Source organism: Mycolicibacterium lutetiense, from assembly GCF_017876775.1.
Taxonomy (GTDB): Bacteria; Actinomycetota; Actinomycetes; order Mycobacteriales; family Mycobacteriaceae; genus Mycobacterium; species Mycobacterium lutetiense.
In genome coordinates, this window is sequence record NZ_JAGIOP010000002.1 from 452,733 (window position 1) to 478,185 (window position 25,453).

At 64.7% G+C, this 25,453-nt stretch carries 20 protein-coding genes and 2 pseudogenes; 20 read left to right on the forward strand and 2 right to left on the reverse strand.

Annotated features, from left to right (window positions below; all coding sequences use genetic code 11):
* The first annotated feature begins 45 nt into the window (after positions 1 to 45).
* From JOF57_RS11425 to istB, 11 genes and pseudogenes are all read left to right on the forward strand, one after another.
* Entirely contained in the window at positions 46 to 486 is a 441-nt protein-coding gene (locus JOF57_RS11425) for an FHA domain-containing protein (RefSeq protein WP_209916528.1), read from the forward strand.
* Positions 487 to 1,313: 827 nt separating this feature from the next.
* Positions 1,314 to 2,465, forward strand: a complete 1,152-nt coding sequence (locus tag JOF57_RS11430; RefSeq protein WP_209923264.1) for an acetyl-CoA C-acetyltransferase — start codon at positions 1,314 to 1,316, stop codon at positions 2,463 to 2,465.
* Between the two features lie 68 nt (positions 2,466 to 2,533).
* Positions 2,534 to 2,656 (forward strand): annotated as a pseudogene (locus JOF57_RS30910) (steroid 3-ketoacyl-CoA thiolase); the annotation flags it as partial.
* Positions 2,657 to 2,976: 320 nt separating this feature from the next.
* Positions 2,977 to 3,392, forward strand: a pseudogene (locus JOF57_RS11435) (zinc ribbon domain-containing protein); the annotation flags it as partial.
* Positions 3,393 to 3,531: 139 nt separating this feature from the next.
* On the forward strand, positions 3,532 to 3,813 hold the full coding sequence (locus JOF57_RS11440) for an Rv0250c family protein (protein ID WP_209916530.1): 282 nt from the start codon (positions 3,532 to 3,534) through the stop codon (positions 3,811 to 3,813).
* A 150-nt stretch (positions 3,814 to 3,963) separates the two neighbouring features.
* A complete protein-coding gene (locus JOF57_RS11445; RefSeq protein WP_209916532.1) occupies positions 3,964 to 5,124 on the forward strand; it encodes a thiolase family protein in 1,161 nt (386 codons plus the stop codon).
* A gap of 608 nt (positions 5,125 to 5,732) precedes the next feature.
* Positions 5,733 to 6,344 carry a hypothetical protein gene (locus tag JOF57_RS11450; RefSeq protein ID WP_209916534.1) on the forward strand — a complete coding sequence of 204 codons (612 nt, stop codon included), beginning with the start codon at positions 5,733 to 5,735 and terminating at the stop codon, positions 6,342 to 6,344.
* A 676-nt stretch (positions 6,345 to 7,020) separates the two neighbouring features.
* Positions 7,021 to 7,623, forward strand: a complete 603-nt coding sequence (locus JOF57_RS11455) for an aminotransferase class III-fold pyridoxal phosphate-dependent enzyme (RefSeq protein WP_234938105.1) — start codon at positions 7,021 to 7,023, stop codon at positions 7,621 to 7,623.
* Between the two features lie 44 nt (positions 7,624 to 7,667).
* Positions 7,668 to 8,827 (forward strand): IS3 family transposase gene (locus tag JOF57_RS11460; protein ID WP_209916535.1). Its coding sequence is split into 2 segments (ribosomal slippage): positions 7,668 to 7,959 and positions 7,959 to 8,827, totalling 1,161 coding nucleotides; the frame shifts between segments, so codons are not numbered across the junction.
* Positions 8,828 to 9,224: 397 nt separating this feature from the next.
* A complete protein-coding gene (istA, locus tag JOF57_RS11465) occupies positions 9,225 to 10,850 on the forward strand; it encodes an IS21 family transposase (RefSeq protein WP_209916536.1) in 1,626 nt (541 codons plus the stop codon).
* A gap of 1 nt (position 10,851) precedes the next feature.
* Complete coding sequence (gene istB, locus JOF57_RS11470; RefSeq protein WP_209916537.1) at positions 10,852 to 11,649, forward strand: IS21-like element helper ATPase IstB; 798 nt, start codon at positions 10,852 to 10,854, stop codon at positions 11,647 to 11,649.
* 601 nt (positions 11,650 to 12,250) lie between these two features.
* Here istB and JOF57_RS11475 read toward each other — a convergent pair.
* Together JOF57_RS11475 and JOF57_RS11480 are read right to left on the reverse strand one after the other, a co-directional pair.
* The gene (locus JOF57_RS11475; protein ID WP_209916538.1) at positions 12,251 to 13,471 is read right to left on the reverse strand and encodes an NADP-dependent isocitrate dehydrogenase; all 1,221 of its coding nucleotides are present in this window, start codon (positions 13,469 to 13,471) and stop codon (positions 12,251 to 12,253) included.
* 200 nt (positions 13,472 to 13,671) lie between these two features.
* A complete protein-coding gene (locus JOF57_RS11480) occupies positions 13,672 to 14,835 on the reverse strand; it encodes a steroid 3-ketoacyl-CoA thiolase (RefSeq protein WP_209916539.1) in 1,164 nt (387 codons plus the stop codon).
* Positions 14,836 to 15,155: 320 nt separating this feature from the next.
* Between JOF57_RS11480 and JOF57_RS11485 the strand changes: the two genes are divergently transcribed.
* The 9 genes from JOF57_RS11485 (at position 15,156) to JOF57_RS11525 (ending at position 25,405) form a co-directional block, all read left to right on the forward strand.
* Complete coding sequence (locus tag JOF57_RS11485; RefSeq protein ID WP_407666629.1) at positions 15,156 to 15,626, forward strand: NADH-quinone oxidoreductase subunit B family protein; 471 nt, start codon at positions 15,156 to 15,158, stop codon at positions 15,624 to 15,626.
* Positions 15,627 to 15,649: 23 nt separating this feature from the next.
* Positions 15,650 to 17,599: a proton-conducting transporter transmembrane domain-containing protein gene (locus JOF57_RS11490; RefSeq protein ID WP_209923267.1), complete on the forward strand. Its 1,950-nt coding sequence runs from the start codon at positions 15,650 to 15,652 to the stop codon at positions 17,597 to 17,599.
* A gap of 5 nt (positions 17,600 to 17,604) precedes the next feature.
* A complete protein-coding gene (locus JOF57_RS11495) occupies positions 17,605 to 18,549 on the forward strand; it encodes a respiratory chain complex I subunit 1 family protein (protein WP_209923269.1) in 945 nt (314 codons plus the stop codon).
* 12 nt (positions 18,550 to 18,561) lie between these two features.
* Positions 18,562 to 19,224, forward strand: coding sequence for a hypothetical protein (locus JOF57_RS11500; RefSeq protein WP_209916542.1), 663 nt, complete (start codon positions 18,562 to 18,564; stop codon positions 19,222 to 19,224).
* The gene (locus JOF57_RS11505; RefSeq protein ID WP_209916544.1) at positions 19,224 to 20,693 is read left to right on the forward strand and encodes a proton-conducting transporter transmembrane domain-containing protein; all 1,470 of its coding nucleotides are present in this window, start codon (positions 19,224 to 19,226) and stop codon (positions 20,691 to 20,693) included. The genes JOF57_RS11500 and JOF57_RS11505 overlap by 1 nt, the downstream gene beginning before the upstream one ends.
* Positions 20,690 to 22,165 carry a hydrogenase large subunit gene (locus JOF57_RS11510; protein WP_209916546.1) on the forward strand — a complete coding sequence of 492 codons (1,476 nt, stop codon included), beginning with the start codon at positions 20,690 to 20,692 and terminating at the stop codon, positions 22,163 to 22,165. Before JOF57_RS11505 ends, JOF57_RS11510 begins: the two co-directional genes overlap by 4 nt.
* A gap of 102 nt (positions 22,166 to 22,267) precedes the next feature.
* Entirely contained in the window at positions 22,268 to 22,582 is a 315-nt protein-coding gene (locus tag JOF57_RS11515) for an ArsR/SmtB family transcription factor (protein ID WP_205868021.1), read from the forward strand.
* Between the two features lie 94 nt (positions 22,583 to 22,676).
* A complete protein-coding gene (locus JOF57_RS11520; RefSeq protein ID WP_209916548.1) occupies positions 22,677 to 23,519 on the forward strand; it encodes a hypothetical protein in 843 nt (280 codons plus the stop codon).
* Between the two features lie 59 nt (positions 23,520 to 23,578).
* Positions 23,579 to 25,405 (forward strand): phosphoenolpyruvate carboxykinase (GTP), encoded by a 1,827-nt coding sequence (locus tag JOF57_RS11525; protein WP_209916550.1) that lies wholly within the window; start codon positions 23,579 to 23,581, stop codon positions 25,403 to 25,405.
* Positions 25,406 to 25,453: the final 48 nt, after the last annotated feature.

Sequence of the window (25,453 nt, forward strand, 5' to 3'; positions counted from 1 at the left end):
ATGACAGCCATTCCTGACAGCGCCAGGACAAAAAGGACCCCTTCAATGAATTCAACCGATCCCCACGTCGCAGAAGAAGCGAGCCTGCACACCGCAGCCGTACACCGCGCTCCCAACTCCGCCAGCGCCGCGCCAGTACCGCATTTACCGTTGGGAGGGCCGGGAACCATCGCGGGCTCAGGTGTGCTGGTGATCACCCGCGGACCGTCGGTGGGTGGGCGATTCCTGCTCACCAATCCGGTCACCTCCGCCGGTCGCCACCCCGACAGCCCGGTGTTTCTCGACGACATCACCGTCAGCCGCCGCCATGCCGAATTCCGCTGGCTCGACGACGAATACTGGATCATCGACTCCGGCAGCCTCAACGGCATTTACGTCAACCAAGTGCCAGTGCAGTCTCTGCCCTTGTCTAGCGGCGATGAAATCCAGATCGGCAAATTCCGGCTCACCTTCACCTGCCGACCGGAAACGGAACCACACCCGTAATATTGTGCTGCCCACAGTATTCGCCATACGCACTTCAACTTCGCTCAGCCGCTTCGGATCTGGCCGGATCTGGTCGAGCGAACTCGGGGCTGGCATTTACGGAGCATGGCGGCTCCGGCGCCCGTCAAACACCGCACATCCCAACCACATTCCCGGTCGCGCACTCAATCCTGAAAGCCGCCCGTCAGCCGCTCCACGCTATGGGTGCCGTGGCGTAACACAGGGCACCCAATCACGCAGTCGAGGGGCAGGCGGAACCGGTTGCGGGACCCTGACGAACGCCAGGCTGAAGCACCCGACTCACCTGATCCAGAACTGCCGTTCGGGATCGGGCACATCTTCGAGCGGCTGAGCAACTAGATGCCGAGAGTGACTTCTACGCAATGGAACTGGCGATGGATTGAACGAGTTAACGAAGCAACCCACGCACCTTCGCCGCATTGGGCACGCGCCCACATCCGCCGGGCCCGGACAGGCTAGGCTTGCCGGGGCGGCGTCGGGGCTGAACCATCGAATTGTCCTTGAGGCCCCGACGCCGCTCACCTTGGCGCGCCTGGCCCCAGAACCCGTATGGAAAGTTCGGTCTGAACTATTCGATAGCGGCCGACGACCACCCATCTGGCCCGCACCTGACAACAACCAACATGTCAGGTCACGAACCCAGATTGTTTGGCCTTGCCGAATTTCCGTGTAAGCCAAGTAAGATGGCGTGCGCGCAGCGCGAACCTTGTGGTGCTGGTCCGGATCATTTCGCCGGCTTAGCGGCCTTCTCCTGGCCGAAGACTCGGGCTCCCCAACCAAGCGATTGCTTGGTAGTATGGGCCCTCATGTCAGATGCATACATCGTGGACGCCGTACGGACACCAGTTGGTAAGCGGGGCGGAGGCTTGTCGCACGTCCATCCAGCGGATCTCGGAGCGTCGGCGTTGGACGCCTTAATGCGCCGTGCGGACCTCGACCCAGGCGCCGTCGAGGATGTCATCTTCGGCTGCGTCGATACGGTCGGCCCACAATCGGGTGATATTGCGCGCACCTGCTGGCTTGCTGCCGGTTTGCCCGATCACGTGCCTGGGACGACGGTGGATCGCCAGTGCGGTTCATCGCAACAGGCAGTGCATTTCGCCGCGCAGGCCGTCATGAGCGGCACCATGGACATCGTCGTGGCAGGCGGTGTGCAGAATATGAGCGCCGTACCGATCTCGTATGCGATGACCGCCGGGCAGTCGCTGGGATTCGACGATCCGTTCAGCGGGTCGACCGGGTGGCGTGCTCGGTATGGCACACAGGAAGTCTCGCAGTTTCGCGCGGCGGAGTTGATCGCGGAGAAGTGGGGATGCACCCGAGCTTCAATGGAAGCCTTCGCGGTCGGCAGCCACGAACGGGCGTTGGCTGCCCGTTCAGAAGGACGTTTCGATCGCGAGATCGCACCTGCATTTGGACTTGACACCGATGAAGGTCCCCGTCAACCAGACTGGCAGAAAATCCACTCGCTACCGACGCTGGTGGAGGGCGGGCAACACACCGCTGCCTGTGCCAGCCAGATCTCGGATGCCGCTGCGGCGCTGTTGATCTCCAATGAACGCGGCCTGAACACCCATAATCTCGTGGCGCGCGCCCGGATTCACCATCTGTCGGTCCGGGCCGCCGACCCGGTATGGATGCTCACCGCCCCGATACCCGCCACGGCGCACGCCCTGGCGAAAACCGGAATGTCTATTGACGACATAGACCTGTTCGAGGTGAATGAAGCCTTCGCGTCAGTGGTGCTGGCATGGCTGGCCGAAACGGGCGCCGATCCCGCGCGACTCAACGTCAACGGCGGCGGGATCGCGCTCGGCCATCCATTGGGCGCCACCGGCGCACGCGTCATGACCACACTTCTTCACGAACTGGAACGCACCGGTGGACGGTTCGGGATGCAGGTCATGTGTGAAGGCGGCGGGCAAGCCAACGTCACCATCATCGAACGTCTCGGATAACCATGAACCACGGTCTCTCATCGCCGCGATTGAAACGTGTTCTAACCTGACTTCTTGGTAACCCAGCCATCGTCGAAGCCACCGGCAGCCCCATCGGAAAGCGCAACAGCTGGTCGTCCGGCCCAGGCGCTGCCGAACTTCTCGGAGGCGTCCAGAAGGCCCTCATCGAGAAGGCCGGAAGCCGCCCCGGCAGCTTCCTTGTGATCGTGATCGCTTCATAGCAGGAGCCATTCGTCATCGATGGTCTGTTGGCCCCAAGTTCTGGGAGCACACGATGCGCCCCGGGCATACGTCCAGTCCCGTTGCATTCTGCTGCGATCCAAGCTGGACCGGTGAACTAAGCTGCCTGATACACGGTCGGACTTGTCGCGGGGTGCAGTGGCGAGCCCGACCGTGTCGACATGTTGTAGGCACAAGTATCCGGTACCGAAAAGGCCCGCCCCCTTCCCTCGGCCGCCCTCGCGGTGATCGCGAAGCGCATCTGCACCTACACCTGCGGCGGCGCAGTGGGGCGAGAACGCTGCGGCAAAAGGGCCCGTCCGGGGCGCGCGCCAGACGGCGCGGACTGTCCGACGCGGCACTGGGCACCCCGCGCCGGCATGTCCTACAAGACTGGCTGGTGCGGATGGAGTCTGGTAGTGGCCGACCGCTGGTTTTGCCTCGTTGAAAACCTGCCACGCCTGCCGGCATGTCCAAGACATCGACTGGGCCGAGTACTGGGCCTGTGATGCCACCGCTGGTGGTTGCGGTACCGTCCACCAGCGCGACGATTGCGCCGCCATCAACCTCGCACGCTACGACGAAACACCTAGTGTCGTCGGCCCAGTTGGGGCCGCCGTCAAGCGTGGAGCCGACCGTGAGACCTGGCCAAGCCGGGCAGGTGGCTGTGAAGCGCGGAAGGGACGGAGCCGCAACGCTGCCGAATAACCCCGAGACCGGGCGCGAGTCGCGTGACCACTAAAGATCGCTCACGTGCAACGGCTGTATCCCCTAACCACCCGCTCCCACGGCTACAGCCGAGTACGGTGATCTGCATCACCACTCAGCCTCCGAGGGAGGTCGACCATTGCCCACGACCCGTGAACTTCATGATCTCATCGGTGGACTCCAACGCTGCGTGGGTGCGCTAGCCGCCCGCTACGGCGAGAGCGCTGCGATGCGACGCGTTGAAAATGACGCCGAATGCCTACTGACCGACGTCGACCGTCTCGACATCGACTCCGACGAAATGGAATCGGGGCGCAAGCGCGCGGACCAACCCCAAGAAAAGATCGTCATCGCCGACACTGCCTACGACCCCACCTTCTGGCGTGGTGTCGACGATGAAGGACTCGGCGGCGCCCGCTAGCGCCAGCACCAGTTCGCTCTGTCTGGACTAGCGACCCGGTAATCCAGCGCGGCCGCGGCAAAGTTGACCTAGTTAACCAACTGCTTTATGTTCAGTCACATTGCCCTCCGTTCGGGGCGGCAACTGCCTCCCCATCCCGAAGGAGAAGTCATGGCTGAAGCCGTCATCGTCGAGGCTGTCCGCTCACCGATCGGAAAGCGCAACGGCGACCTGTGCGGTGTGCATCCGTCGGAGCTGTCGGCCCAGGTGCTCAACGGTCTGGTGCAGCGCGCCGGAATTGATCCCGCCCTCGTCGACGACGTCATCTGGGGCTGCGTCATGCAGGCCGGTGAGCAGGCCCTCGACATCGCCCGCACCGCCCTGCTGACCGCGGGTTGGCCCGAGACTGTCCCCGGTGTCACTGTCGACCGCCAGTGCGGTTCCAGCCAGCAGTCCCTGCACTTCGCCGTAGCCGGCGTCATCGCCGGGCACTACGACGTCGTCGTCGCCGGTGGCGTCGAGTCGATGTCACGCACCCCGATGGGATCCTCACTGGCCAGCGGCGGACACCCCTACCCGGAGGCGTTCCGGGAGCGCTACGACCACAAGACCCCCAACCAGGGGGTCGGCGCCGAGATGATCGCCGAGCAGTGGGGCCTGTCGCGCACCCAGCTCGACGAGTTCTCCCTGCGGTCGCATGAAAAGGCCGCAGCCGCACAGGATGCCGGTGCCTTCAAGGATCAGATCGTGGGGATCAAGGTAAAGGACGCCGACGGCAACGACAGCACAGTCTTGGAGGATGGCGGCATCCGCCGCGGCGGCACGGTCGAGTCCATGGCCGCCATCAAGCCGGCCTTCACCGAGGACGGCGTGATCCACGCCGGTAACTCCAGCCAGATCTGCGACGGTTCGGCCGCGCTGCTGGTGATGTCCGCGGAGAAGGCAAAAGACCTGGGGCTCAAGCCACTTGCCAAGGTGCACACCGCGGTGCTCGCCGGCGCCGACCCGGTCATCATGCTGACCGCGCCGATCCCGGCCACCCAGAAGGCGCTGGCCAAGTCCGGCCTGAGTGTCGACCAGATCGGTGCGTTCGAGGTCAACGAGGCGTTCGCCCCGGTGCCGATGGCCTGGCTCAAGGACATCGGCGCCGATGAGGAGCGGTTGAACCCCAACGGCGGTGCGATCGCGCTGGGCCACCCGCTCGGCGGCTCCGGCGCCCGTATCCTGACTACCCTGCTGTACCACATGCGGGACAACAACATTCAATACGGCCTGCAGACCATGTGCGAGGGTGGCGGCCAGGCCAACGCGACCATCCTGGAGCTTCTTTAGCCTCCACGCATCTTCCGGCCAGGCTGCCGCACGCGGGTGGTACGGCCTACCCCGAGTGTGACTCGCTGGCGCTATTGCTGTTGTGCCATTGGGGTCACCGTCGCTGTTGACGATGGCGCCAACGCGCTAGAGCCTGCGTAGCATTGTTGCGCAGGCTCTAGCCGCAGTAGACCAAGTCCATCTGGCTTTGATCGCATTGTTCCGCTCGATTACCGGGACGCTGAGATTTGAGGGCCTTCGATGACTGCAGATCGACGTGAGACGAGGGCGACCCCGCATCCGGTAGTTGCAGAGTTTCTAATATGCGTATCCTGTAAGGATACGATCGCGGAAACGAGATAACGATGGCGCACAACAGTCCCGGCGGCGCAGGTGGTACGACCGTCGAAACCGATCCCGATGACGACGGCATCGACATTGGCATCCTGGGTTCAGATAGATGTCGTAAGCCCACCGGCGCAACAGTTTTGGATCGCTCCGCGTGGGTGGCGATGGAAAACTATGCCGCTCTAGTGCGTGAACGGACTGCGATCCGCGCCGGGTGTCTACCCTTGGTTCAAGGTAGCGTCGACGCCATTGCGACGCGAATCGCAGGACTATCTGACTGCGTGTCGGCCGTCTTCGTCGTTGGGTTGGATCCGTCTGACTCGGCGTGCGTGCAACTCAAGGCGGCGAGCCTGCGAGGCCCGCTCGTCGTCAGTGAATCAGATCTGGTTGCCGCAGCATTGAGTGCTGCGGTAATCACCACACTGCGCCGTCACGGTATCGCGCGGCGATCCGAGCGGGTCGTGGTGACCAACCCTGAGACCCTGCCCCGGTTGTCGCGGCTATTGCGTAGCGCGGGGGTGGCGAAGCTGACGACCTGGAATGAGCCCGACTCAGCGGACCTACGGGCTCTCGTCGCCCAGCATGACGTCCTCGTCGACTTGGCCGGAACTGCGGCCGATACCACTGCGCCTGGGCGGACCCTGCGCCTGCCACGTGACCTGTTCGACTACGGCGGCCTTGTGCTGCCCGGGTTGCTAAGTGCCCTGCGCGATCACCCGGTTAAGAGCGTCACGATGGATGTACTGGCCGCCTGTGCGCAGGCGCTGACGGCGGTCACCCCGCTCGATCGCATACTTCCTGCGCTGACCGAACCACTACTGGTGCCTACCATCGGCACGGAAGTGGCCCGAACACTCGGACAGGGCTCGCAAACTGGACGCGACTCGTGCTAAAGGCCCTTCGGAGGCGGCCGCCGGCCCACACCCAGGCTGGGCCGATTGCTTAGAAAAACCGGTCCCCGGACGGTGCGTCCCGTTCTACCTCTCCCCCACCGAAATCGGGTACTTCAGCTGAGGCTGAAGGAAGTCTTCACCCGCCGCCGACACATCACCTCAACCAGCTCGTTGATGTCCGCTGACGGCAACTACGGACGCCGCGAAAGGTCTGGGTTCGTCGTGGTGCTACGCCGATATCGACGTCTTCGAGGGGCCCAACGCGGTCAGTTGTTGAACTCGTACCAAACCTGAACCAGGCGCGACCAAATACCGCGAACCAATTAGGTCGCTGCCAGCCCGCAACCCCCAAGCTGGTGAATGGGCGGCGCCGTCGCGGATGAATTGACATGCGACAATGCGGCGCAACCGGTTTGTTGAGGCCCTCTTGACGCGTGACCGGAGAGTGGTACGGTCATCTCAACCATTAATAACCAATTGGGTGTTAAATGGTTTCTGCACGTGTGGTTGGCCGATGACTGGGCTGGCGGCCCAACGCAACTCCAGGTTTGAAGGAGGTCCTCACAAATGATCGCGCCGCTTGACAGCATCAGCTGGGTGGAGTGTCGGCCCATGGGGCCCGACTTCTGACAGCTGCACGCTCATCTGAGGTGTCGTTCGCGCTCGTAACCGACATATGAACCCCAGCCACCAAGTCTGCGGAAGGAATTTCCGGATGCCCACACATCGCATCGACCAGCCTCAAAATCCAGTTGAAGTTATTGCGCTGAACTCGTTCTCATCCAAGGATCAGGTCGCTCTGGATGCGCAGACACGCAGCCTCATCGAGCGGAGACAACGGGTCATGGGACCCGCGTACCGGCTGTTCTACACAGTGCCGCTGCAGCCGGCCCGAGCGCAGGGCACCAAGATCGTCGATGTGTACGGCGACGAGTATTTGGATGCGTACAACAACGTCGCCAGCGTCGGGCACAATCATCCCCGGGTGGTCGAGGCTGTCGCTCGTCAGTTGCGGCTCATCAACACCAATACCCGGTATTTGCAACGGGACATCATCGAATATGCCGAGAGTTTGGTCTCGGCGCACGACGCGGATTTGGCCAACGTGATGTTCACCTGCACCGGCTCGGAGGCCAATGACCTAGCTGTGCGGATGGCCCGCCAGGTCACCGGCGGGACCGGCATCATTGTCACCGAATATGCCTACCACGGATGTACTCGCGACGTCGCCTCGTGGTCGCCCGCTTCCGGTGTAGGGGACTGCCCCCGGTTTGGTTGACTCCTGACCTGTGAGGATTCGTCCTTGCTGGAAGGATCAATCTCGTGCCGAAACCGTTCCCTGCTGAGTTCCGTGCTGACGTGATCGCCGTGGCCCGCAAGGGTGAGGCGCCGATGCGCCAGATCGCGAAGGACTTCGGGATCTCGGAGGCCTGCTTGCACCGCTGGCTCAAGATTGCTGATCGTGAGGACTGTGTCGACCGGCCCGCGTCTGCGGCAACCCCTGATGACGTAGCCGCCCAACTGCGTGAAGCGCACAAGCGAATCAAGCTCCTCGAGCAGGAAGCCGAAGTGATGCGCCGCGCGGTGGGCTACCTCTCCCGGGATGCCAACCCAAAATGATGTACCCGCTGGTCCTCGACCTTGCCGATGACGGTGTGCCCGTCACGGTGACCTGCCGGGTCCTTGGCTTCTCCACCCAGGCGTTCTACAAGTGGCGTAAAGCACCTCTGTCCCAGCGAGATTGGGATGACGCGCACCTGATCAACGCCGCGCGCGATATCCACGCCGATGACCCCGCCTTCGGGTACCGGTTCATCGCCGACGAACTGCCCGGTCGCGGGATTACCGCCGGCGAAAACCGGGTTGCACGGCTGTGCTCCCAGGAGCGCATCTGGTCAGTCTTCGCCAAGAAACGTGGACTGAACCGTCGATCCGGCCCGCCAGTTCATGACGACCTCGTAGAGCGTCTGTTCAGCGCCGAGGCCGCCAACCAGGTGTGGCTGACCGACATCACCGAGCACCACACCGATGAAGGCAAGCTCTACCTCTGCGCCATCAAAGACGTCTATTCCAACCGGATTGTGGGCTACTCGATCGACTCACGGATGAAGTCCTCCCTGGCGGTGGCAGCCCTGGAACATGCGGTGGCGCTGCGCTCACCTGTTGCGACGATCGTTCATTCCGACAGGGGCAGTCAATTCAGGTCACGAAAATTCGTTCAAGCGCTGTCGCATAACGGATTACATGGATCGATGGGCCGCGTCGGTGCATGCGGGGACAACGCCGCCATGGAGTCGTTTTTCGCCCTTCTGCAGCGCAACGTTCTTGACCGGCGACGCTGGGCTACCCGAGCCGAACTGCGCCTGGCGATCGTGGCTTGGATCGAGCGGACCTACCACCGACGCCGCCGCCAACGGGCCCTCGGCAGGCTCACCCCGATAGAGTTCGAACTGCTCCACACACCAGTCGCAACCGCGGCCTGAAATTCACACCCCCCGAGTCAACTGAACTCGAGGCAGTCCCAAATGCCTGATCCGCATACCGCGCAGATCTTCGTCAACAACCTGCGAGGGCGTAAAGTCATCACGAGCATGGCCGGTCAGTTTGGAAATGTTATCAAAGTCAGACCACCCCTGACTTTCGATCAATCTGACGTCGATCGATTTCTGACTGAATTCGATTACGTTGCACGCCAACTCGCTGCAGGCGACCGAGTCGGTGTGTCGCCTGCCAGGAGCATGGGACCAGCGTGAGCTGATTTTGCCAGGGTGATGGGACCACCTGGATTGCCAGTTATGGGACCACCGGCGCGTCGCGTCGGTGGTCTCTTCATCTGTTCGTTTGATCGCCGTGACGGTCCAAGTCACGGAGGCGGCGGGCATGGCTTTTCGGGAGGTCAGTGTGAACGAGATCAGGGAAGTGCTGCGGGTGTGGCTGGGGGTCGCCGGGTTACCGGCACCGGGTTACCGCACGATCGCCGCGCATTGCGGCGTGGACCGCAAAACGGTGCGTCGCTACGTCGAGGCCGCGCAAGCGGCTGGTTTGCGTCGTAGCGACAGCGTCGAGGGTGTCGATGACGGGTTGATCGGGGTGGTCGCCGACGCGGTGCGCCCAGTGCGACCGGATGGCCACGGCGCGGCGTGGGAACAGTTGGCGGGGTTCGAGGAGCAGATCACCGCGTGGGTGGCCGGCGACGGTGATCAGCGGCCGTTGACGATCACCAAGATCCACACCCTGCTGGCCCGCCAAGGCGTCATGGTTCCGTATCGGACGTTGAACCGATTCGCCGGTGAGCGTTGTGGTTTCGGCCGCAAGGACACCACGGTACGGGTCAGCGATGGGGATCCTGGGGTGGAATGCCAGATCGATTTCGGCTACCTCGGGATGCTCACCGATGCCGCCGATGGGCGGCGCCGCAAGGTGCACGCGTTGATCTTCACCGCCGTCTACTCCCGGCACGTGTTCGTGTGGTTGTCCTATTCGCAGACCTTAGCGGCGGTGATCGCCGGATGTCAGGCAGCGTGGGAGTTCTTCGGCGGCGTGTTCGCGGTGCTGATCCCGGACAACTTGACACCGGTGATCACCGCCGCGGATGCCATCAATCCTCGGTTCTCCCAGGGGTGGCTCGACTACGCCAGCCATGTCGGATTCCTCACCGACCCGGCCCGGGTGCGATCCCCCAAGGACAAACCGCGGGTGGAACGGGCGGTGCAGTACGTGCGCGGAAACTTCTGGGACGGTGAAACATTCACCAGCCTCGATCAGGCGCAGCAGGCCGCGACCGCATGGTGTGCGGGTACTGCCGGTACCCGCATTCACGGCAGCACCTGTGCACGTCCCCTGGAGGTGTTCACCTCCGCCGAGCAGGCCCTGCTGCTGCCGGTACCGGGTGCCTACGACGTGCCGGTGTTCAAGGCGGTCAAGGTGCACCGCGACTTCCACGCCGAAGTCGGCAAAGCGCTGTACTCGTTGCCCGAGCAATGGATCGGCATCACGTTGGACGTTCGTGCCGACAGTGAGCTGGTGAAGTTCTATCACCGCGGCAAGCTGGTGAAAGTCCATCCCCGCCAGCCGCCGGGCGGCCGCAGCACCGACCGAAATGACCTGCCCGAACACAAAGCCGTCTACGCGTTGCGGGACCTCGAGGCGTTGATCGCCACCTGCTCCGCACACGGCCCCAACATTGGGATCTACGCCGAACGCATCCTCGATGATCCGCTGCCCTGGACCCGGATGCGCACCGTCTACCGACTCCAAGGCCTCGTGCGCCGCTACGGCGCCGAGCGCGTCGAGCAAGCATGTTCGCTCTCGTTGGACCTCGATGTCGTCTCGGTCAACAAGATCGCCTCCATGCTGGAGCGCGGCACCGACGCCACCACCCCGGAACTGCCGCGAGCAGTCGGACACGATGCCACTCGGTTCACCCGCAGTCCAATCGAATTCAGAACCATCACAACATCATTGACCGTCGTCATCGACGAGCCGACAACCCCGGAGACCTGCTGACATGACCAACCATCGTGCACCTGCCGACCCCGTCGGCGCGGACCTGACCCGACTGCTCAAAGCGCTCAAGCTCGGCGCCCTTGCCGACACCCTGCCCGAACGGGCCGCGTTGGCCCGCCAGCACAAACTGAGCCACATCGGGTTCCTCGAAACACTGCTCGCCGACGAGGTGTCCCGACGCGAATCCCGTTCAGCCGGATTGCGATCATCCAAGGCCGGACTCGATCCGACGATGCGGTTCGACTCCTGGACTGCACAGGACGACCTACGCTATGACCGCACCCTGCTCGGCGACCTGACCTCGCTACGATTCCTTGACGCCGGACAGTCCGCGATCATCCTCGGGCCCGTCGGCGTGGGCAAGACACATCTAGCAACAGCACTGGGGCACATGGCGATTCGTCGCCGCCATAGCGTTCTGTTCGCCCGATCCGACAAACTGTTCACCCGGCTGCGCGCCGCCCGCCTGGACAACACCGTCGACGCCGAGATCCGCCGGCTGGCCACCATCGACGTCCTCATCATCGACGACTTCGCGCTGCGGCCCCTCGGCGCCACCGAAACCAGCGACTTCTACGAAATCGTCGTCGAACGCCACCGCGCCAAGACGACCATCGTGACTTCCAACCGTGAACCCTCCGAATGGCTGACCATGACCGCCGACACGCTGCTGGCCCAATCAGCGATCGACCGACTCACCGCCACCGCTCACACCCTCGTCATCGAAGGACCGTCCTACCGCCAACGCAACCGCCCCGGCCCGCTTGACCCAGACCAAGGTGACGAGCATCCTCAATGACGCGCCACGGTGGTCCCATCCTCCTGGCAATCAGGTGGCCCCATCACCCTGGCAAGCGACATCGGTGCAAGCTCAGCGCGGCGCGCGCCGGCCGTTGCATCGGCGATTCCTTCCACCCACGGTTATCAGCGCGAAGATCTGCGACGGATGGTCAAAGAGGAGCTGCGACAAGTGATCGAGAGCGGCAACCAGAACTGATCGGCACCATTCCGCTGCGGCTGCCCCGACTAATTTCGGTATCGTCACTGCCGACTGTAGGAGGGTACGCAGAGTTGAGGGTGGGTGCGCAACGCACCAGAGCAGGAAAACGGTGGCCGCGGCCCCCGCAGAAGGTGTTGGGATCTACGAGACCTTGCCTGCTGGTACCCGGATGATCTAACCGCCATTGCGCAGCGTGTCTGGTGCTGCCGTGAGCTAAACGGCTGGGCAAGTGCGCCGATTTGCGTTTAGCCGTACACCGATCAAAAGCACCCAACCCTGTATGCGCCCGTCCGGATTCTCAGGCCATCACCATGTGGTCGTTCGTGGCTAGATGGGTCTCTGTGCGCACCTACTTCGACCCCCCGATGTGGTGCTAGGTCGGCCGGGGCACGGCAACGAGTTAGCTCGCGAGCTTCTTTTTGAGGTTGTCGGCGATCGCAGTAAGAAACTGATCGCTGGTCAGCCACGGTGTATCGGGTCCGATCAATACCGCTAGATCCTTTGTCATTTGGCCAGTTTCGACGGTACTGATGACCGCCCCCTCCAGCGTTTCGGCGAACGCGATGACCTCCGGGGTGTTGTCGAGCTTTCCGCGATGCTGCAGGCCTCGGGTCCACGCGAAGATCGATGCGATTGGATTGGTAGAGACCTGTTTGCCCTGCTGATACTGGCGGTAGTGGCGGGTTACGGTGCCATGGGCGGCTTCGGCCTCCATGGTCTTGCCGTCTGGTGTCATCAATACAGACGTCATCAGGCCCAGCGAGCCATAGCCCTGGGCCACCGTGTCCGATTGGACGTCGCCGTCGTAGTTTTTGCATGCCCACACGTAGCCGCCCTCCCATTTCAGGCAGGAAGCCACCATGTCGTCGATCAGCCGGTGCTCATAGGTGAGCCCTTTGGCGTCGAACTGTTCGCGGTACTCGTCGGTGAAGATGCGCTCGAACTCGTCCTTGAACATCCCGTCGTAGCCTTTGAGGATGGTGTTCTTTGTCGACAGGAACACCGGATAGTTCTGCTGCAGAGCGTAGTTGAACGAGGAGCGCGCAAAGTCCTGGATGGACTTGCGGAAGTTGTACATGCCCATGATGACGCCGCCGTCTTCGGGGATCTTGACGACGTCGTGCACCTGCGGCTCGCTGCCGTCATCTGGAGTGAAGGTGACCGTGAAGGTGCCGGGCTTGTCGACCTTGGTGTTGAAGGCACGATACTGGTCGCCGAAGGCGTGGCGGCCGATGATGATCGGTTTGGTCCACCCGGGAACCAGTCGTGGCACATTATCGATCACAATGGGAGCACGGAAAATGGTGCCGCCCAGAATGTTTCGGATCGTGCCGTTGGGTGACAGCCACATCTGTTTGAGGTTGAACTCTTTGACGCGGGCCTCGTCGGGGGTGATGGTCGCGCACTTCACGCCGACCCCGTGGTGCTTGATGGCTTCGGCGGCGTCGATGGTGACTTGATCGTCGGTGGCGTCGCGGTGCTCGATGCCCAAGTCGTAGTAGTCCAGGTCGATGTCGAGATTCGGCAGGATCAGCTGCTCTTTGATCATCTTCCAGATGATTCGGGTCATCTCGTCGCCATCGAGCTCGGCGACCTTACCTACGACTTTGATCTTGGGCATGCGGGTGTGGATCCTCCTTGCAGTGAATGCCGTTTCCGGCGGGGCCGGCGGGCACCGGTTGGGCGTGTTGAGGACCTGACGGATTGACCACCTCATCGGGGCCGCCGCGGTCCGTGCGATCATCGCCCTCCTCGTCCGAGCAGGACGTGACATGGGGATGATCGGTAGCCCTCAGTCCAGTTGGGGGAGGTCGTCATTGGTTATACGCGCTCGATGATGGTGGCGGTGGCCAGGGCACCTCCGGCGCACATGGTGATCAGCGCAGTCGCGCTGTCGCGGCGTTCCAGTTCGTGAAGTGCGGTAGCGATGAGCCGGGAACCGGTGCTGCCCACCGGATGCCCCAGCGCGAGGCCCCCGCCGTTGACGTTGACCTTGTCCATGTCGGGTTGATGGACCTGGGCCCACGACAGGACAACCGAGGCGAAGGCCTCGTTGATTTCGAACAAGTCGAGGTCGCCGATTTTCATACCGGCCTTCTCCAGGACTTTCGTAGTCGCTTGAACAGGCCCGTCGAGATGAAATTCAGGTTCGGCACCCACGAGTACCTGCGAGACGATTCGGGCGCGCGGATACAGGCCCAGTGCGCGTGCCCGGTCGGCATCGGCGATCAGCACAGCTGCAGCACCGTCGGAGATCTGGGAAGCCGTCGCAGCGGTGTGGATGCCGCCCTCGACGATGGGCGCCAACGTGGCCAAAGTCTCTGCAGTGGTGTCGCGCAGGCCCTGATCGCGGCTGACCACCTTCGTTTGGCCGGTCACATCGCCCTGCTCGTCGACCACGGGCACCGAAATGGGCAGCACCTCACGGTGAAACCGTCCCTCGTCCCAGGCCTGCTTGGCCAGTGTCTGCGACCGGACACCGAGCACTTCGATATCGGCGCGAGAAAGGCCGCGACGCGCCGCGATACGTTCGGCGGCGTCGAACTGATTGGGCAGATCCACCGTCCACGACGCCGGTCGGCGCGCCCCCGCCTCGGTGCCCACGTTGGCGCCCAGCGGAACCTGGCTCATCGCCTCGACACCGCACGCCATGCCGATGTCGAGGGATCCGGCGGCGATGAGCGCCGCGATGAGATGATTGGCCTGCTGAGCTGAGCCACATTGGCAATCAATGGTCGTCGCCCCCACCTGCCACGGCAGACCCGCATGCAGCCACGCCGTGCGGGTGACGTTATTCGATTGGGCGCCCGCCTGGGTGACGCACCCCCCCACGACCTGCTCGACCAGCATCGGATCGATACCGGCCCGGTCGACCAATCCGGATTGGACCGACCCCAGCAGTTCGGCCGCGTGCAGACCCGACAGCCATCCGCCCCGCTTACCGATCGGACTGCGCACCGCTTCCACGATCACCGGATCACCCATGACGCCCTGCCTTCCTGTTCGACCATCAGCTGTTCGTCGTCGCAGGTCGACACCAGAGGAACACCCCGCACCACCTGGAACTTGGAACTTGGAACTTGCTAATATTAGCAAGTGCGTATCTCCAGTCTTGTTGGGTCCTGCACGGACGGACGTCACGTCCGCCCCGGGAAGATGGAGTGCGTGACAGACGCGTGGCGCGATCCATCCCGTTACCGCTCGCAGGACTGGTTGGGAGACAACGTGTTTGACCGACGCGAGCGCTGCCGGAGCTGGCAGGGCGGCGTGTTGAGTACGCGGAGGTAGGCCAAGTGTGGGGATGGATTCGCAAGGCGGTGCGCACGGGCCGGGTGGTGGAGCCCGCGGGTGGCGCACCGGGAGCGGTGATCGAATCACCAGCCGGGGTAGCCGGGTCGTTGCAGATTCGCCACATCGACGCGGGATCGTGTAACGGCTGTGAGGTGGAGATCTCCGGTGCATTCGGGCCGGTGTATGACGCCGAACGGTTCGGGGCGCGGCTGGTGGCCTCACCGCGGCACGCCGATGCACTGCTGGTGACGGGAGTGGTGACACGCAACATGGAAGAGCCGTTGCTCAACACCGTGGCCGCGACCCCCCAGCCGCGGGTCGTGATCGCTTGTGGTGACTGCGCATTGAATCGCGGCGTGTTCGCCGAGGCTTACGGTGTGCGCGGCGCGGTGAACGAGGTGGTGCCGGTCGACATCGGGATTCCGGGGTGCCCGCCCACACCGAGCGACATCATCGCGGCGCTGCGCTCGGTGACCGGCACGTGAACGCCGCACCCCCGGCGGCCATCATCGACCCGCCCGACAGGCAACGACGGTCTGCGGCCGGTGCGGCGGTAGGCGGGATTGCCACCTCGTGTCTGGGTGTGGTCGGGGTCATCGCTGGCGGGGCGGCAATATTCACAGCGGTGCCGTCAGTTCATGTCGGCTGGCTGCTGCCACTATCGGGGGTCTATCTAGAGCTGGACCGGCTCGCGGGATTCTTCATCGCCCTGGTGGGCGCCGTGACCATCCCCGTGGGGGTATATGCAATCGGCTATGCCCGCCGCGAACGGCTGGGCGCGGTCACCATGGCCGCACTGCCCGTGTTTGCGGCCGCGATGCTGCTGGTACCCGCAGCGGGGTCGGTGACCACGTTCCTGTTCGCGTGGGAACTGATGGCGGCGACCTCGCTGGTGTTGGTACTCGCCGAACACACCCGACCCCAGGTCCGGTCTGCTGCCCTGATGTATGCGGCAATGACGCAGCTGGGGTTCGGCGCCATCCTGGTCGGGTTGTTGGTGTTGTCGGCTGCCGCCGGCGGTGACCGGTTCGCCATGTTGTCGCAGGCTCCCGAAGGTGTCCGGTCGGCGGTATTTGTGTTGACGGTGGTCGGGTTCGGATCCAAGTCCGGTCTGCTGCCGCTGCATGCCTGGCTCGCCCGCGCACACCCGGAGGCCCCCAGCCCGGTGTCGGCCCTGATGAGCGCGGCGATGGTCAACCTCGGCATATACGGCATCGTGCGGTTCGATCTTCAGCTGCTGGGCCCCGGCCCACGGTGGTGGGGTGTGGTGCTACTGGTGCTCGGCGCCTGCTCGGCGGTCTATGGAGTGCTGCAGGCCACCGTGGCCACCGATCTCAAACGGCTGCTGGCCTTCTCAACCACCGAGAACATGGGGTTGATCGCGGTCGCACTGGGCAGCGCGACCTTATTCGCCGCCGCCGGGGCACAGGAGCCGGCGACGGTGGCAATGGCCGCAGCACTACTGCATCTCACCGCGCACTCGGCGTTCAAGGCCCTGGCATTTATGGGAGCCGGGTCAGTGCTCGCCGCCACCGGGCTGCGTGATCTGGACCGCCTCGGCGGACTGGCCCGAGTGATGCCGGGCACCACACTGTTGTTCGGGCTGGCCGCCCTCGGTGCGGCCGGGTTGCCGCTGGGCGCGGGGTTTGTCAGTGAGTGGCTGCTCATCCAGTCGTTGATACATGCCGGGTCCGGGCACGACACACTGCTGGCGTTGGCGGGGCCTCTGGCCGTGGGCGCGGTGGCACTCACCACCGGGCTGGGTGTGGCCGCCATGGTCAAGGCATTCGGCATCGGGTTTCTGGCGCGGCCGCGATCACCGGGTGCGCGGGCCGCGCGAGAAGCGCCGCCCAGCATGCTGGTGGGGATGACCGTCGCCGCCGCGGCATGCCTGGTGCTGGCTTTCGCCCCGTTCGTGACCGCACCGGTACTGGCGCGGGTTCTCGATGAGCTGCCGGCCGCCGCGGCCGTGGGATTCACCGATTTCGGCGCGGTGGTGCGGTTGCCCGGCCTGGGCAGCTCGGTCGCGCCCGGGATGATCGCCGCGGCGTTGGTGATTGCGGTGGCCTCCGCGGTCGGAGTGTCAGGATGGCGCTCACAGCGACGCCCAGCCCCGGCGGTGCTGCCGCTGTGGGCGTGCGGCGCCGAGGCGCTCACCGCCCGAATGCAGTACACGGCAACCTCGTTCGCCGAGCCGCTGCAGCGCGTCTTCGACAATGTGCTGCGCCCCGATACTGACGTCGAAGTCACCCATGCCACCGAATCGCGCTACATGGTCGAGGCCGTCACGTATCGGGCGCGGATCACCGACGCCATCGAAACCCGGCTCTACACTCCGGTGATCGCAGTGGTGCGGGCACTGGCCGAGGTGGTGCGCCGTGCGCATACCGGCAGCGTGCACCTCTACCTTGCTTTGGGCGCTCTCGGCGTACTGGTCGTTGTGGTGGTGGCGCGATGACAGCGATGGCCTTCGTCGCCGGCGCCGCGCAATTGGTGACCGTCATGGCGGGCGCTCCCCTACTGGTCGGGGTGATGCGTCAGGTCCGCGCCGCGTGGGAGGGCCGTGCCGGTGCAGGTGTCGGACAGCCGTGGCGCGATCTACGCAAACAACTTGGCAAGCAACAGATCACACCGCAAGGCACCACCGTCGTGTTCGCCGCCGCACCGGCCGTCCTGGCCGGCACAACGCTGCTTATCGCTGCGGTCATTCCGATCGTAGCCACCGGATCCCCGCTGGACCCGGCTGCGGATCTGTTCGCCGTGGTCGGCCTATTGTTTGTCGGCACGGTCGCATTGAGTCTCGCCGGTATCGATACCGGCACCGCGTTCGGCGGGATGGGCGCCAGCCGCGAGATCACCATCGCAGCGCTGGTTGAACCAACCATTCTGCTCGCAGTGTTCGCCCTGTCGATTCCTGCAGGGTCGGCGAATCTAGGTGCGCTGGTGGCCAATACACTGCAGCACCCTGGTCAGGTCGCGTCGCTGACCGGTCTGCTGGCGTTCGTGGCATTGGCGGTGGTGATTCTCGCCGAGACCGGCCGGTTGCCGGTGGACAACCCGGCGACCCATTTGGAGCTGACCATGGTGCACGAGGCGATGGTGCTCGAATACTCCGGGCCACGGCTGGCGTTGATCGAATGGGCCTCGGCGATGCGGTTGACGGTGCTGCTGGCCCTGGTGGCGAATCTGTTTGTGCCGTGGGGCATCGCCGAGGCAAACCCCACCGCGGTGGAGTTGCTGCTCGGAATCGGGGCCATTGCGGCCAAGGTGGTGGTGCTGGCGGTGACGCTGGCCACGATGGAGGTGTTTATCGCCAAGTTACGGCTGTTTCGGGTGCCCGAACTGTTGGCCGGGTCGTTTCTGTTGGCCCTGCTGGCGGTCACGTCGGCCAATTTCTTCACCGTGTAAGGGGCCACATCCATGACTGACGCGATGTTTATGACCCTGATCGATCTGGCCGCCGGCGCGTTGATGTTGACGGCGGTGCTGATCGTGTGGCGTCGCGACCTGCGCGCCATCGTCGGGCTACTGGCCGCACAAGGGGCGGCGCTGGCCACCATCGCGGCGGTGGCGGCCATCCACCACGGCGATCCGGTGCTGCTTGCCGTCGCGGTGGTGGTGGCGGGGCTGCGCGCAATCGGTCTGCCGTGGCTGCTGGCCCGTACGCTGGCCGCCGAAAATCCCGGACAGCGTGAGGCCACCCCGCTGGTCAACACCTCCAGCTCCCTGCTGATTGCCGCCGGACTCAGTGTGGCCGCATTCTCCCTTACACGTCCGGTCGTCACGCTCGACCCCACACCCATGACCCAGGCCGCACCGGCCGCGTTCGCCGTGGTGTTCATCGCACTGTTCGTGATGGCTACCCGCCGCCACGCCGTATCTCAGGCAGCCGGCTTTCTGATGCTGGACAACGGAATTGCCGCCACAGCGTTCCTGCTGACCCTCAGTGTGCCGTTGATCGTCGAACTCGGAGCCTCGCTGGACGTGCTGTTCGCCGTCATCGTCATCGGGGTCCTGACAGGTCAGTTGCGCCGCGCGTTCGGCGGCGCCGATCTCGACCAACTACAGGAGCTGCGCGACTGATGACTGTTCTGCTCCTGGCCGCCATCCTTGCACCCGCTGCCGCCTCCCTGATCGCCGTGGTGGTGGGGTGGCACCGCGCCACCGCGGCGCTCACCGTGGCCGCCGCGGCCACAGTGTTGACCTGCGGGGCGGTATTGGGCTGCCGCGTCGGCACGGGTGCGCATCTGGCAGTCAGCGGGCTGCTGCGCGCCGACGCGCTGACGGCCACCATGCTGATCGTCATCGGCATCGTGGGCACCTTGGCCACCGCCGCCAGCATCGGCTACATCGACACCGAACTCGACCACGGTCACACCGACGCCGCCGGGGCGCGGCTGTACGGGGTGCTCACTCCGGCATTTCTGGCCGCGATGGTGACTGCGGTGTGCGCCAACAACATCGGCATCATCTGGGTGGCCATCGAAGCCACCACCATCATCACTGCGTTCCTGGTTGGGCATCGGCGCACCCGCACCGCGTTGGAAGCCACCTGGAAATACGTCATTTTGTGCTCGGTAGGGATCGCGGTGGCATTTTTGGGCACGGTGCTGCTCTACTACGCGGCCCAACACGCCGGGGCGCCCGCGGCGCACGCACTCAACCTCGACGTGCTGGGCGCCTACGCCGCCACACTGGATCCGGACGTGACCCGGCTGGCTGGCGGGCTGCTGCTCATCGGCTACGGCGCCAAGGCCGGACTGTTCCCCTTTCACACCTGGTTGGCCGACGCCCATAGTCAGGCCCCGGCACCAGTCAGCGCCCTGATGAGCGGGGTGCTGCTGTCGGTGGCATTCTCGGTCCTGATCCGGCTCAAACCCGTCATCGACCTCAGCGTAGGTCCGGGCTATCTGCGTAAAGGCCTGCTGCTGGTGGGCCTGGCCACCCTGCTCATCGCAGCGCTGATGCTGACGGTGACCGGTGACCTCAAACGGATGCTGGCCTATTCGTCGATGGAAAACATGGGGCTGATCGCCATCGCGGCCGCCGCCGGCACCGGTCTGGCGATCGCGGCGCTGCTGTTGCACGTGTTGGCCCACGGTCTCGGCAAGACCGTACTGTTTCTGTCCGCCGGCCAACTGCAGGCCGCCCACGACGGCACCGCGATCGCCGACATCACCGCGGTCGTGCGACGATCGCGGCTGATCGGGGTGTCCTTTGTGGTCGGCACGATCGTGCTGCTCGGGCTGCCGCCGTTTGCGATGTTCGCCAGCGAACTGGCCATCGCCCGCGCACTGGCCGATGCCCGGCTGGCCTGGGTTCTCGGTGCGGCGATGATCGCGATCGCGATCGCCTTCACCGCCCTGGCCCGCAACACCGGCCAGATGATGCTGGGGCTACCCGACCCTGACTCACCGCCAATCACCGCGCCGGCCTCGGTGACCGCAGCACTGCTGGTCGGTGTCGGCGGCTGTGTGGCACTGGGCGTGACCGCCGGCCCGCTCACCGACCTGTTCACCACCGCCGCCACCTATCTGGGAGCCCTACGATGACACCGGACTGGATGCGCGAAAGGGTCAGCGGCGACGCGCTGGCCGAGCGGACCGAAGAACTATTGACCGCCGGATTCCGGCTGGCGCTGGTCGCCGCACACGACGACCGCGACACCCTGCGCATCGTCTACCTGTTCCTGGCAGGCTGGCCCGACCGGCGCGTCGAGCTGGAATACGTAGTACCCGCCGCGGATCCGGTACTGCCCTCGCTGGCCTACCTGTCGTTCCCGGCTAGCCGGTTCGAACGCGAAATGGCCGACTTGTACGGCATCCGGCCACTGGGCCATCCCCGGCCGCGCCGCCTCGTGCGCCACGCGCACTGGCCCGACGACTGGCACCCCATGCGGGCGAACGCCACATCCGCACCGCACTTCGGGCGCGCCGCAGGCTTCCCGTTCGTCACCGTCGAAGGCAGCGGCGTCTATGAGATCCCGGTCGGCCCCATCCATGCAGGGCTGATCGAACCCGGCCACTTCCGGTTCTCGGTAGTCGGCGAGACGGTGCTGCGGCTCAAAGCCCGGCTGTGGTTTGTGCACCGCGGCATCGAGAAACTCTTCGAGAGCCGCCCCGCCACCGGCGCGACCGACCTGGCCGAACGCATCAGCGGCGACACCTCGGCCGCCCACACCCTGGCCCACAGCCTGGCCATCGAAGATGCGCTCGGCATCGAACTACCCGACGAAGCACACCGGCTACGAGCCATGGTCGTGGAACTGGAACGGCTCTACAACCACGCCACCGATCTGGGTGCGCTGGCCAACGACGTCGGCTTCGGGATCGCCAATGCCCACGCCCAGCGCATCCGCGAACAGCTGCTGCGCATCAACGCCGCCGTCACCGGCCACCGATTGCTGCGCGGGGCCATCGCACCAGGCACAGTGACCCTGCGGCAGCTGCCCGACCCTGCCCAACTGCGCGATATCGCCGCCGACCTGGCCGAAACCGCCGCCCTCAGCCTGGGCACCAGCATGGTCTACGAACGCTTCGCCGGCACCGCCGTCCTCGACCGCGACGACGCCCGCGGCATCGGCTGCCTGGGATATATCGCCCGGGCCAGCGGCCTGCGCACCGACGCCCGCCTTGAACACCCCACCACCGCGCTGCCCATCACCGAGATCAGCGCGACCACCGGCGACGTGCTGGCCCGCTACACGGTGCGCCGCGACGAATTCGCCGCATCAGCGGCCTTGACCGGTTACCTCATCGACGCCCACACCGGCCCCCTGCACCACAACGCCGCCCCCTCTCCCCACGGGGCAAGCAGCGGCATCGGCATCACCGAGGGATGGCGCGGCACCATCGTGCACCGCGTCGAACTCGGCCCCGACAACACCATCACCCGCGCCAAAATCGTTGACCCATCCTGGTTTAACTGGCCCGCGCTGCCCACCGCCATGGCCGACACCATCGTCCCCGACTTCCCCCTGGCCAACAAAAGCTTCAACCAGTCCTATGCCGGCAACGACCTATAACCCCACCTCAACAGTTCCGGTAACCTCATTAAGTTGCTAAGATTAGAAATTAACCGTATTAGGAGGCCCGTCGTGGCAGGCGCGCACCAACCGCTCTACCGGATGAAAGCCGAGTTCTTCAAGACGCTCGGCCATCCCGCTCGCATCCGGGTACTCGAGCTGCTCAGCGTGCGCGAGCACACCGTGGCCGAGATGCTGCCCGAAGTTGGCATCGAACCGGCCAACCTGTCGCAGCAACTGTCCATTCTGCGGCGCGCGGGTCTGGTGACCGCGCGCCGGGAGGGATTGACCGTGACCTACGCACTGGCCTCACCGCGGGTCACCGAACTGCTCGTCGTCGCTCGCGCCATCCTCACCGGTGTCTTGACCGGCCAGGCGCAACTGCTCGACGACGAACTCGGCGCGCCCGCCGGCTGAGTCGCCACCATCCGCGGCAACGCCGACGCACGCCAACTACTTGCTAACTTTCTTAATTACACAGTTCCGATAAACCTCTTGGTGGGTGATCTCCATGACGAACAACGCAGCAACCCGCATCCCGACCCCCGATGTGACCGCCAGTAACAAACCGACAGTGGGGGTGGCCGCGGTGCGCTCACCGATCCCGCCCATGCCCCAGCGGGACTGCTGGACGGCGATGGAGGACTACGCCGGGCTTGTCAGCGACCGCACCAACATGCGTGCAGTGCCCCTGCCGCTGATCAGTTCCGAGGCCGCCGCGGTGGCCGCGCGACTATCCCAGCTTCCGGTCTGCCTGGACGCGGTGCTGCTCATCGGCCTGGACGCCACGACGGCCGGGCAGGTGCAGACCGCTGTCGGCGCCGCCGGCGGCCCACCGGTGATCACCGAGCTCGACGCGACCACTGTCGCTGTGGCCGCGGCGGCTTGCGCAGTGCTCCGTGACCGAGGCGTCACGTCGCGTCGCGGCGAAATTGTCGTGACCGGCCCGGAAAACGCGCCGCGACTCGGGCCGCTGCTCGCCGCGCTCGGCATTGCAGCGATGACCACCTGGCGCCGCTACGACGCCGAGGACTATCCCCTGAGACGGCTGATGGCCCACAACGACGTGCTCATCGACCTCGCTGGAATCGGCGACGAGCGCGCCGCACCTGGGCGCACCCTGCGCATGCCTGCTGACCCCTACGATTTCGGCGCGCTGGTCGTGCCCGGATTGCTGGCCGGATTGTGCGGGCAGGGGCGCAGCCCCGTAACGATCGAGCTGTTCACCGCCTGCGCTCGAGCATTGACACTGCTCACCCCGACCAATCAGGTGCTGCCCGACCTCAATGAGCGGCTCCTGGTGCCCGCCATCACCTCCCGAATCCACCGCACACTCGCCACTACCCCGGCCTAGCCTCACCAACCCATCAGCGCCGACCCGTCCACGTCGACAGTCACCCACGGAGGACCACCATGACCATCACCGCGATCACCGGTTCCGACCAGGCGCCGACCACCCGCCTGGCAATCACCGACTGGGTCGCCACCGTCGCCGCACTCACCACGCCCGATCACGTGGTGTGGTGTGACGGCAGCGACGACGAATGGCAACGCCTGACCACCCACCTGGTCGACAAGGGCACTTTCGTCCGGTTGACGCGCAAGCCGAACTCATTTTGGTGCACCTCCGACCCCGAGGACGTGGCACGGGTGGAGGACCGCACCTTCATCTGCTCTCAACGGTCAGAAGACGCCGGACCCACCAACAACTGGATGGACCCGGTCGACATGAAAACCGTGATGACAGAGGAATATCGGGGTGCGATGGCCGGACGCACCATGTATGTGATCGCATTTTGCATGGGACCCCTCGACGCCGCAGAACCCAAATTCGGTGTGCAGATCACCGACTCCGAATACGTCGCAGTATCCATGCAGATCATGACCCGCTCCGGCACACCAGTGTGGGAGAAGCTTGACGCCGGCGCTGACTACGTCCGCTGCCTGCACTCCGTCGGCGCCCCCCTTCAGCACGGGCACGCCGACGTGCCCTGGCCGTGCGATCACACCAAATACATCTCGCACTTCCCCGAAGAACGCGCCATCTGGAGCTACGGATCGGGCTACGGCGGCAACGCCCTGCTCGGCAAGAAATGCTATGCGCTACGCATCGCGTCGAAGATGGCCCACGACGAGGGCTGGCTCGCCGAGCACATGCTCATCCTCAAACTCACCTCGCCCGAGCAGCAGGTGCACTACATTGCCGCTGCCTTCCCCTCCTCATGCGGCAAGACCAACATGGCCATGTTGTCCCCGACACTGCCTGGCTGGACCGCCCAGACCATCGGCGATGACATCGCCTGGATGCGCTTCGGCGCCGACGGGCGGCTCTACGCAGTGAACCCAGAGGCCGGCTTTTTCGGTGTGGCCCCCGGCACCGGCTCCCACACCAACCCCCACGCCATGGCCACCATCGAACGCGGCAATTCCATCTTCACCAACGTCGCTCTCACCGACGACGGCGACATCTGGTGGGAAGGCATGGCGACCGACACACCCGCACACCTCACCGACTGGAAACGCCGGGACTGGACACCTCAGTCGAACACGCCTGCCGCCCACCCGAATTCGCGCTATTGCACCCCGATCGCGCAATGCCCCACCGCAGCACCGGAATGGAACGACCCTGCCGGGGTGCCCATCTCGGCCATCTTCTTCGGAGGACGACGTGCCACCACCGTGCCGCTCATCACCCAATCCCTGAACTGGCAGCACGGGGTATTCCTGGCCTCCACCCTGTCCTCCGAAACCACCGCCGCCGCCACCGGCACGGTCGGCCTCGTACGCCGCGACCCCATGGCAATGCTGCCGTTCTTGGGATTCCACGTCGGCGACTACTTCCAACACTGGCTCGACATCGCCACCAAAACAGACCCCGCAAAGCTGCCGAAGATCTTCTACGTCAACTGGTTCCGCCGCGACGACAACGGCAAATTCCTGTGGCCCGGCTTCGGCGACAACATCCGTGTCCTCAAATGGGCGCTGCAGCGCATCGACGGCAGCGCAGACGCAGTCCGTACTCCGATCGGTGACATACCGACCGTCGGCAGCCTCGACCTCACCGGACTCGGTGCAGACCACACGCTGAAACAGGTCGCGGCCGCACTCAACGTCAGCCCCCTGGACTGGTCGACCGAACTACAGTCGATCAAACAGTGGTACGCCGACATCGGCGACAAACTGCCCCAGGCTCTGCGGCACGAACTCGCCGCCCTCAAGAACCGTATCGGGACGGACTGACGGCATCGAAACGGTTCCTCCACCATCCCCACCACGGCGCACTAGATT

Excerpts from the sequence above, each read along its gene's own strand:
- JOF57_RS11425 (WP_209916528.1), top strand. The coding sequence starts at position 46 with ATGAATTCAACCGATCCCCACGTCGCAGAAGAAGCGAGCCTGCACACC.
- JOF57_RS11430 (WP_209923264.1), top strand. The coding sequence starts at position 1,314 with ATGTCAGATGCATACATCGTGGACGCCGTACGGACACCAGTTGGTAAG.
- JOF57_RS11445 (WP_209916532.1), top strand. The coding sequence starts at position 3,964 with ATGGCTGAAGCCGTCATCGTCGAGGCTGTCCGCTCACCGATCGGAAAG.
- JOF57_RS11455 (WP_234938105.1), top strand. The coding sequence starts at position 7,021 with ATGAACCCCAGCCACCAAGTCTGCGGAAGGAATTTCCGGATGCCCACA.
- istA (WP_209916536.1), top strand. The coding sequence starts at position 9,225 with ATGGCTTTTCGGGAGGTCAGTGTGAACGAGATCAGGGAAGTGCTGCGG.
- istB (WP_209916537.1), top strand. The coding sequence starts at position 10,852 with ATGACCAACCATCGTGCACCTGCCGACCCCGTCGGCGCGGACCTGACC.
- JOF57_RS11475 (WP_209916538.1), bottom strand. The coding sequence starts at position 13,471 with ATGCCCAAGATCAAAGTCGTAGGTAAGGTCGCCGAGCTCGATGGCGAC.
- JOF57_RS11480 (WP_209916539.1), bottom strand. The coding sequence starts at position 14,835 with ATGGGTGATCCGGTGATCGTGGAAGCGGTGCGCAGTCCGATCGGTAAG.
- JOF57_RS11495 (WP_209923269.1), top strand. The coding sequence starts at position 17,605 with ATGGCCTTCGTCGCCGGCGCCGCGCAATTGGTGACCGTCATGGCGGGC.
- JOF57_RS11500 (WP_209916542.1), top strand. The coding sequence starts at position 18,562 with ATGACTGACGCGATGTTTATGACCCTGATCGATCTGGCCGCCGGCGCG.
- JOF57_RS11505 (WP_209916544.1), top strand. The coding sequence starts at position 19,224 with ATGACTGTTCTGCTCCTGGCCGCCATCCTTGCACCCGCTGCCGCCTCC.
- JOF57_RS11510 (WP_209916546.1), top strand. The coding sequence starts at position 20,690 with ATGACACCGGACTGGATGCGCGAAAGGGTCAGCGGCGACGCGCTGGCC.
- JOF57_RS11515 (WP_205868021.1), top strand. The coding sequence starts at position 22,268 with ATGAAAGCCGAGTTCTTCAAGACGCTCGGCCATCCCGCTCGCATCCGG.
- JOF57_RS11520 (WP_209916548.1), top strand. The coding sequence starts at position 22,677 with ATGACGAACAACGCAGCAACCCGCATCCCGACCCCCGATGTGACCGCC.
- JOF57_RS11525 (WP_209916550.1), top strand. The coding sequence starts at position 23,579 with ATGACCATCACCGCGATCACCGGTTCCGACCAGGCGCCGACCACCCGC.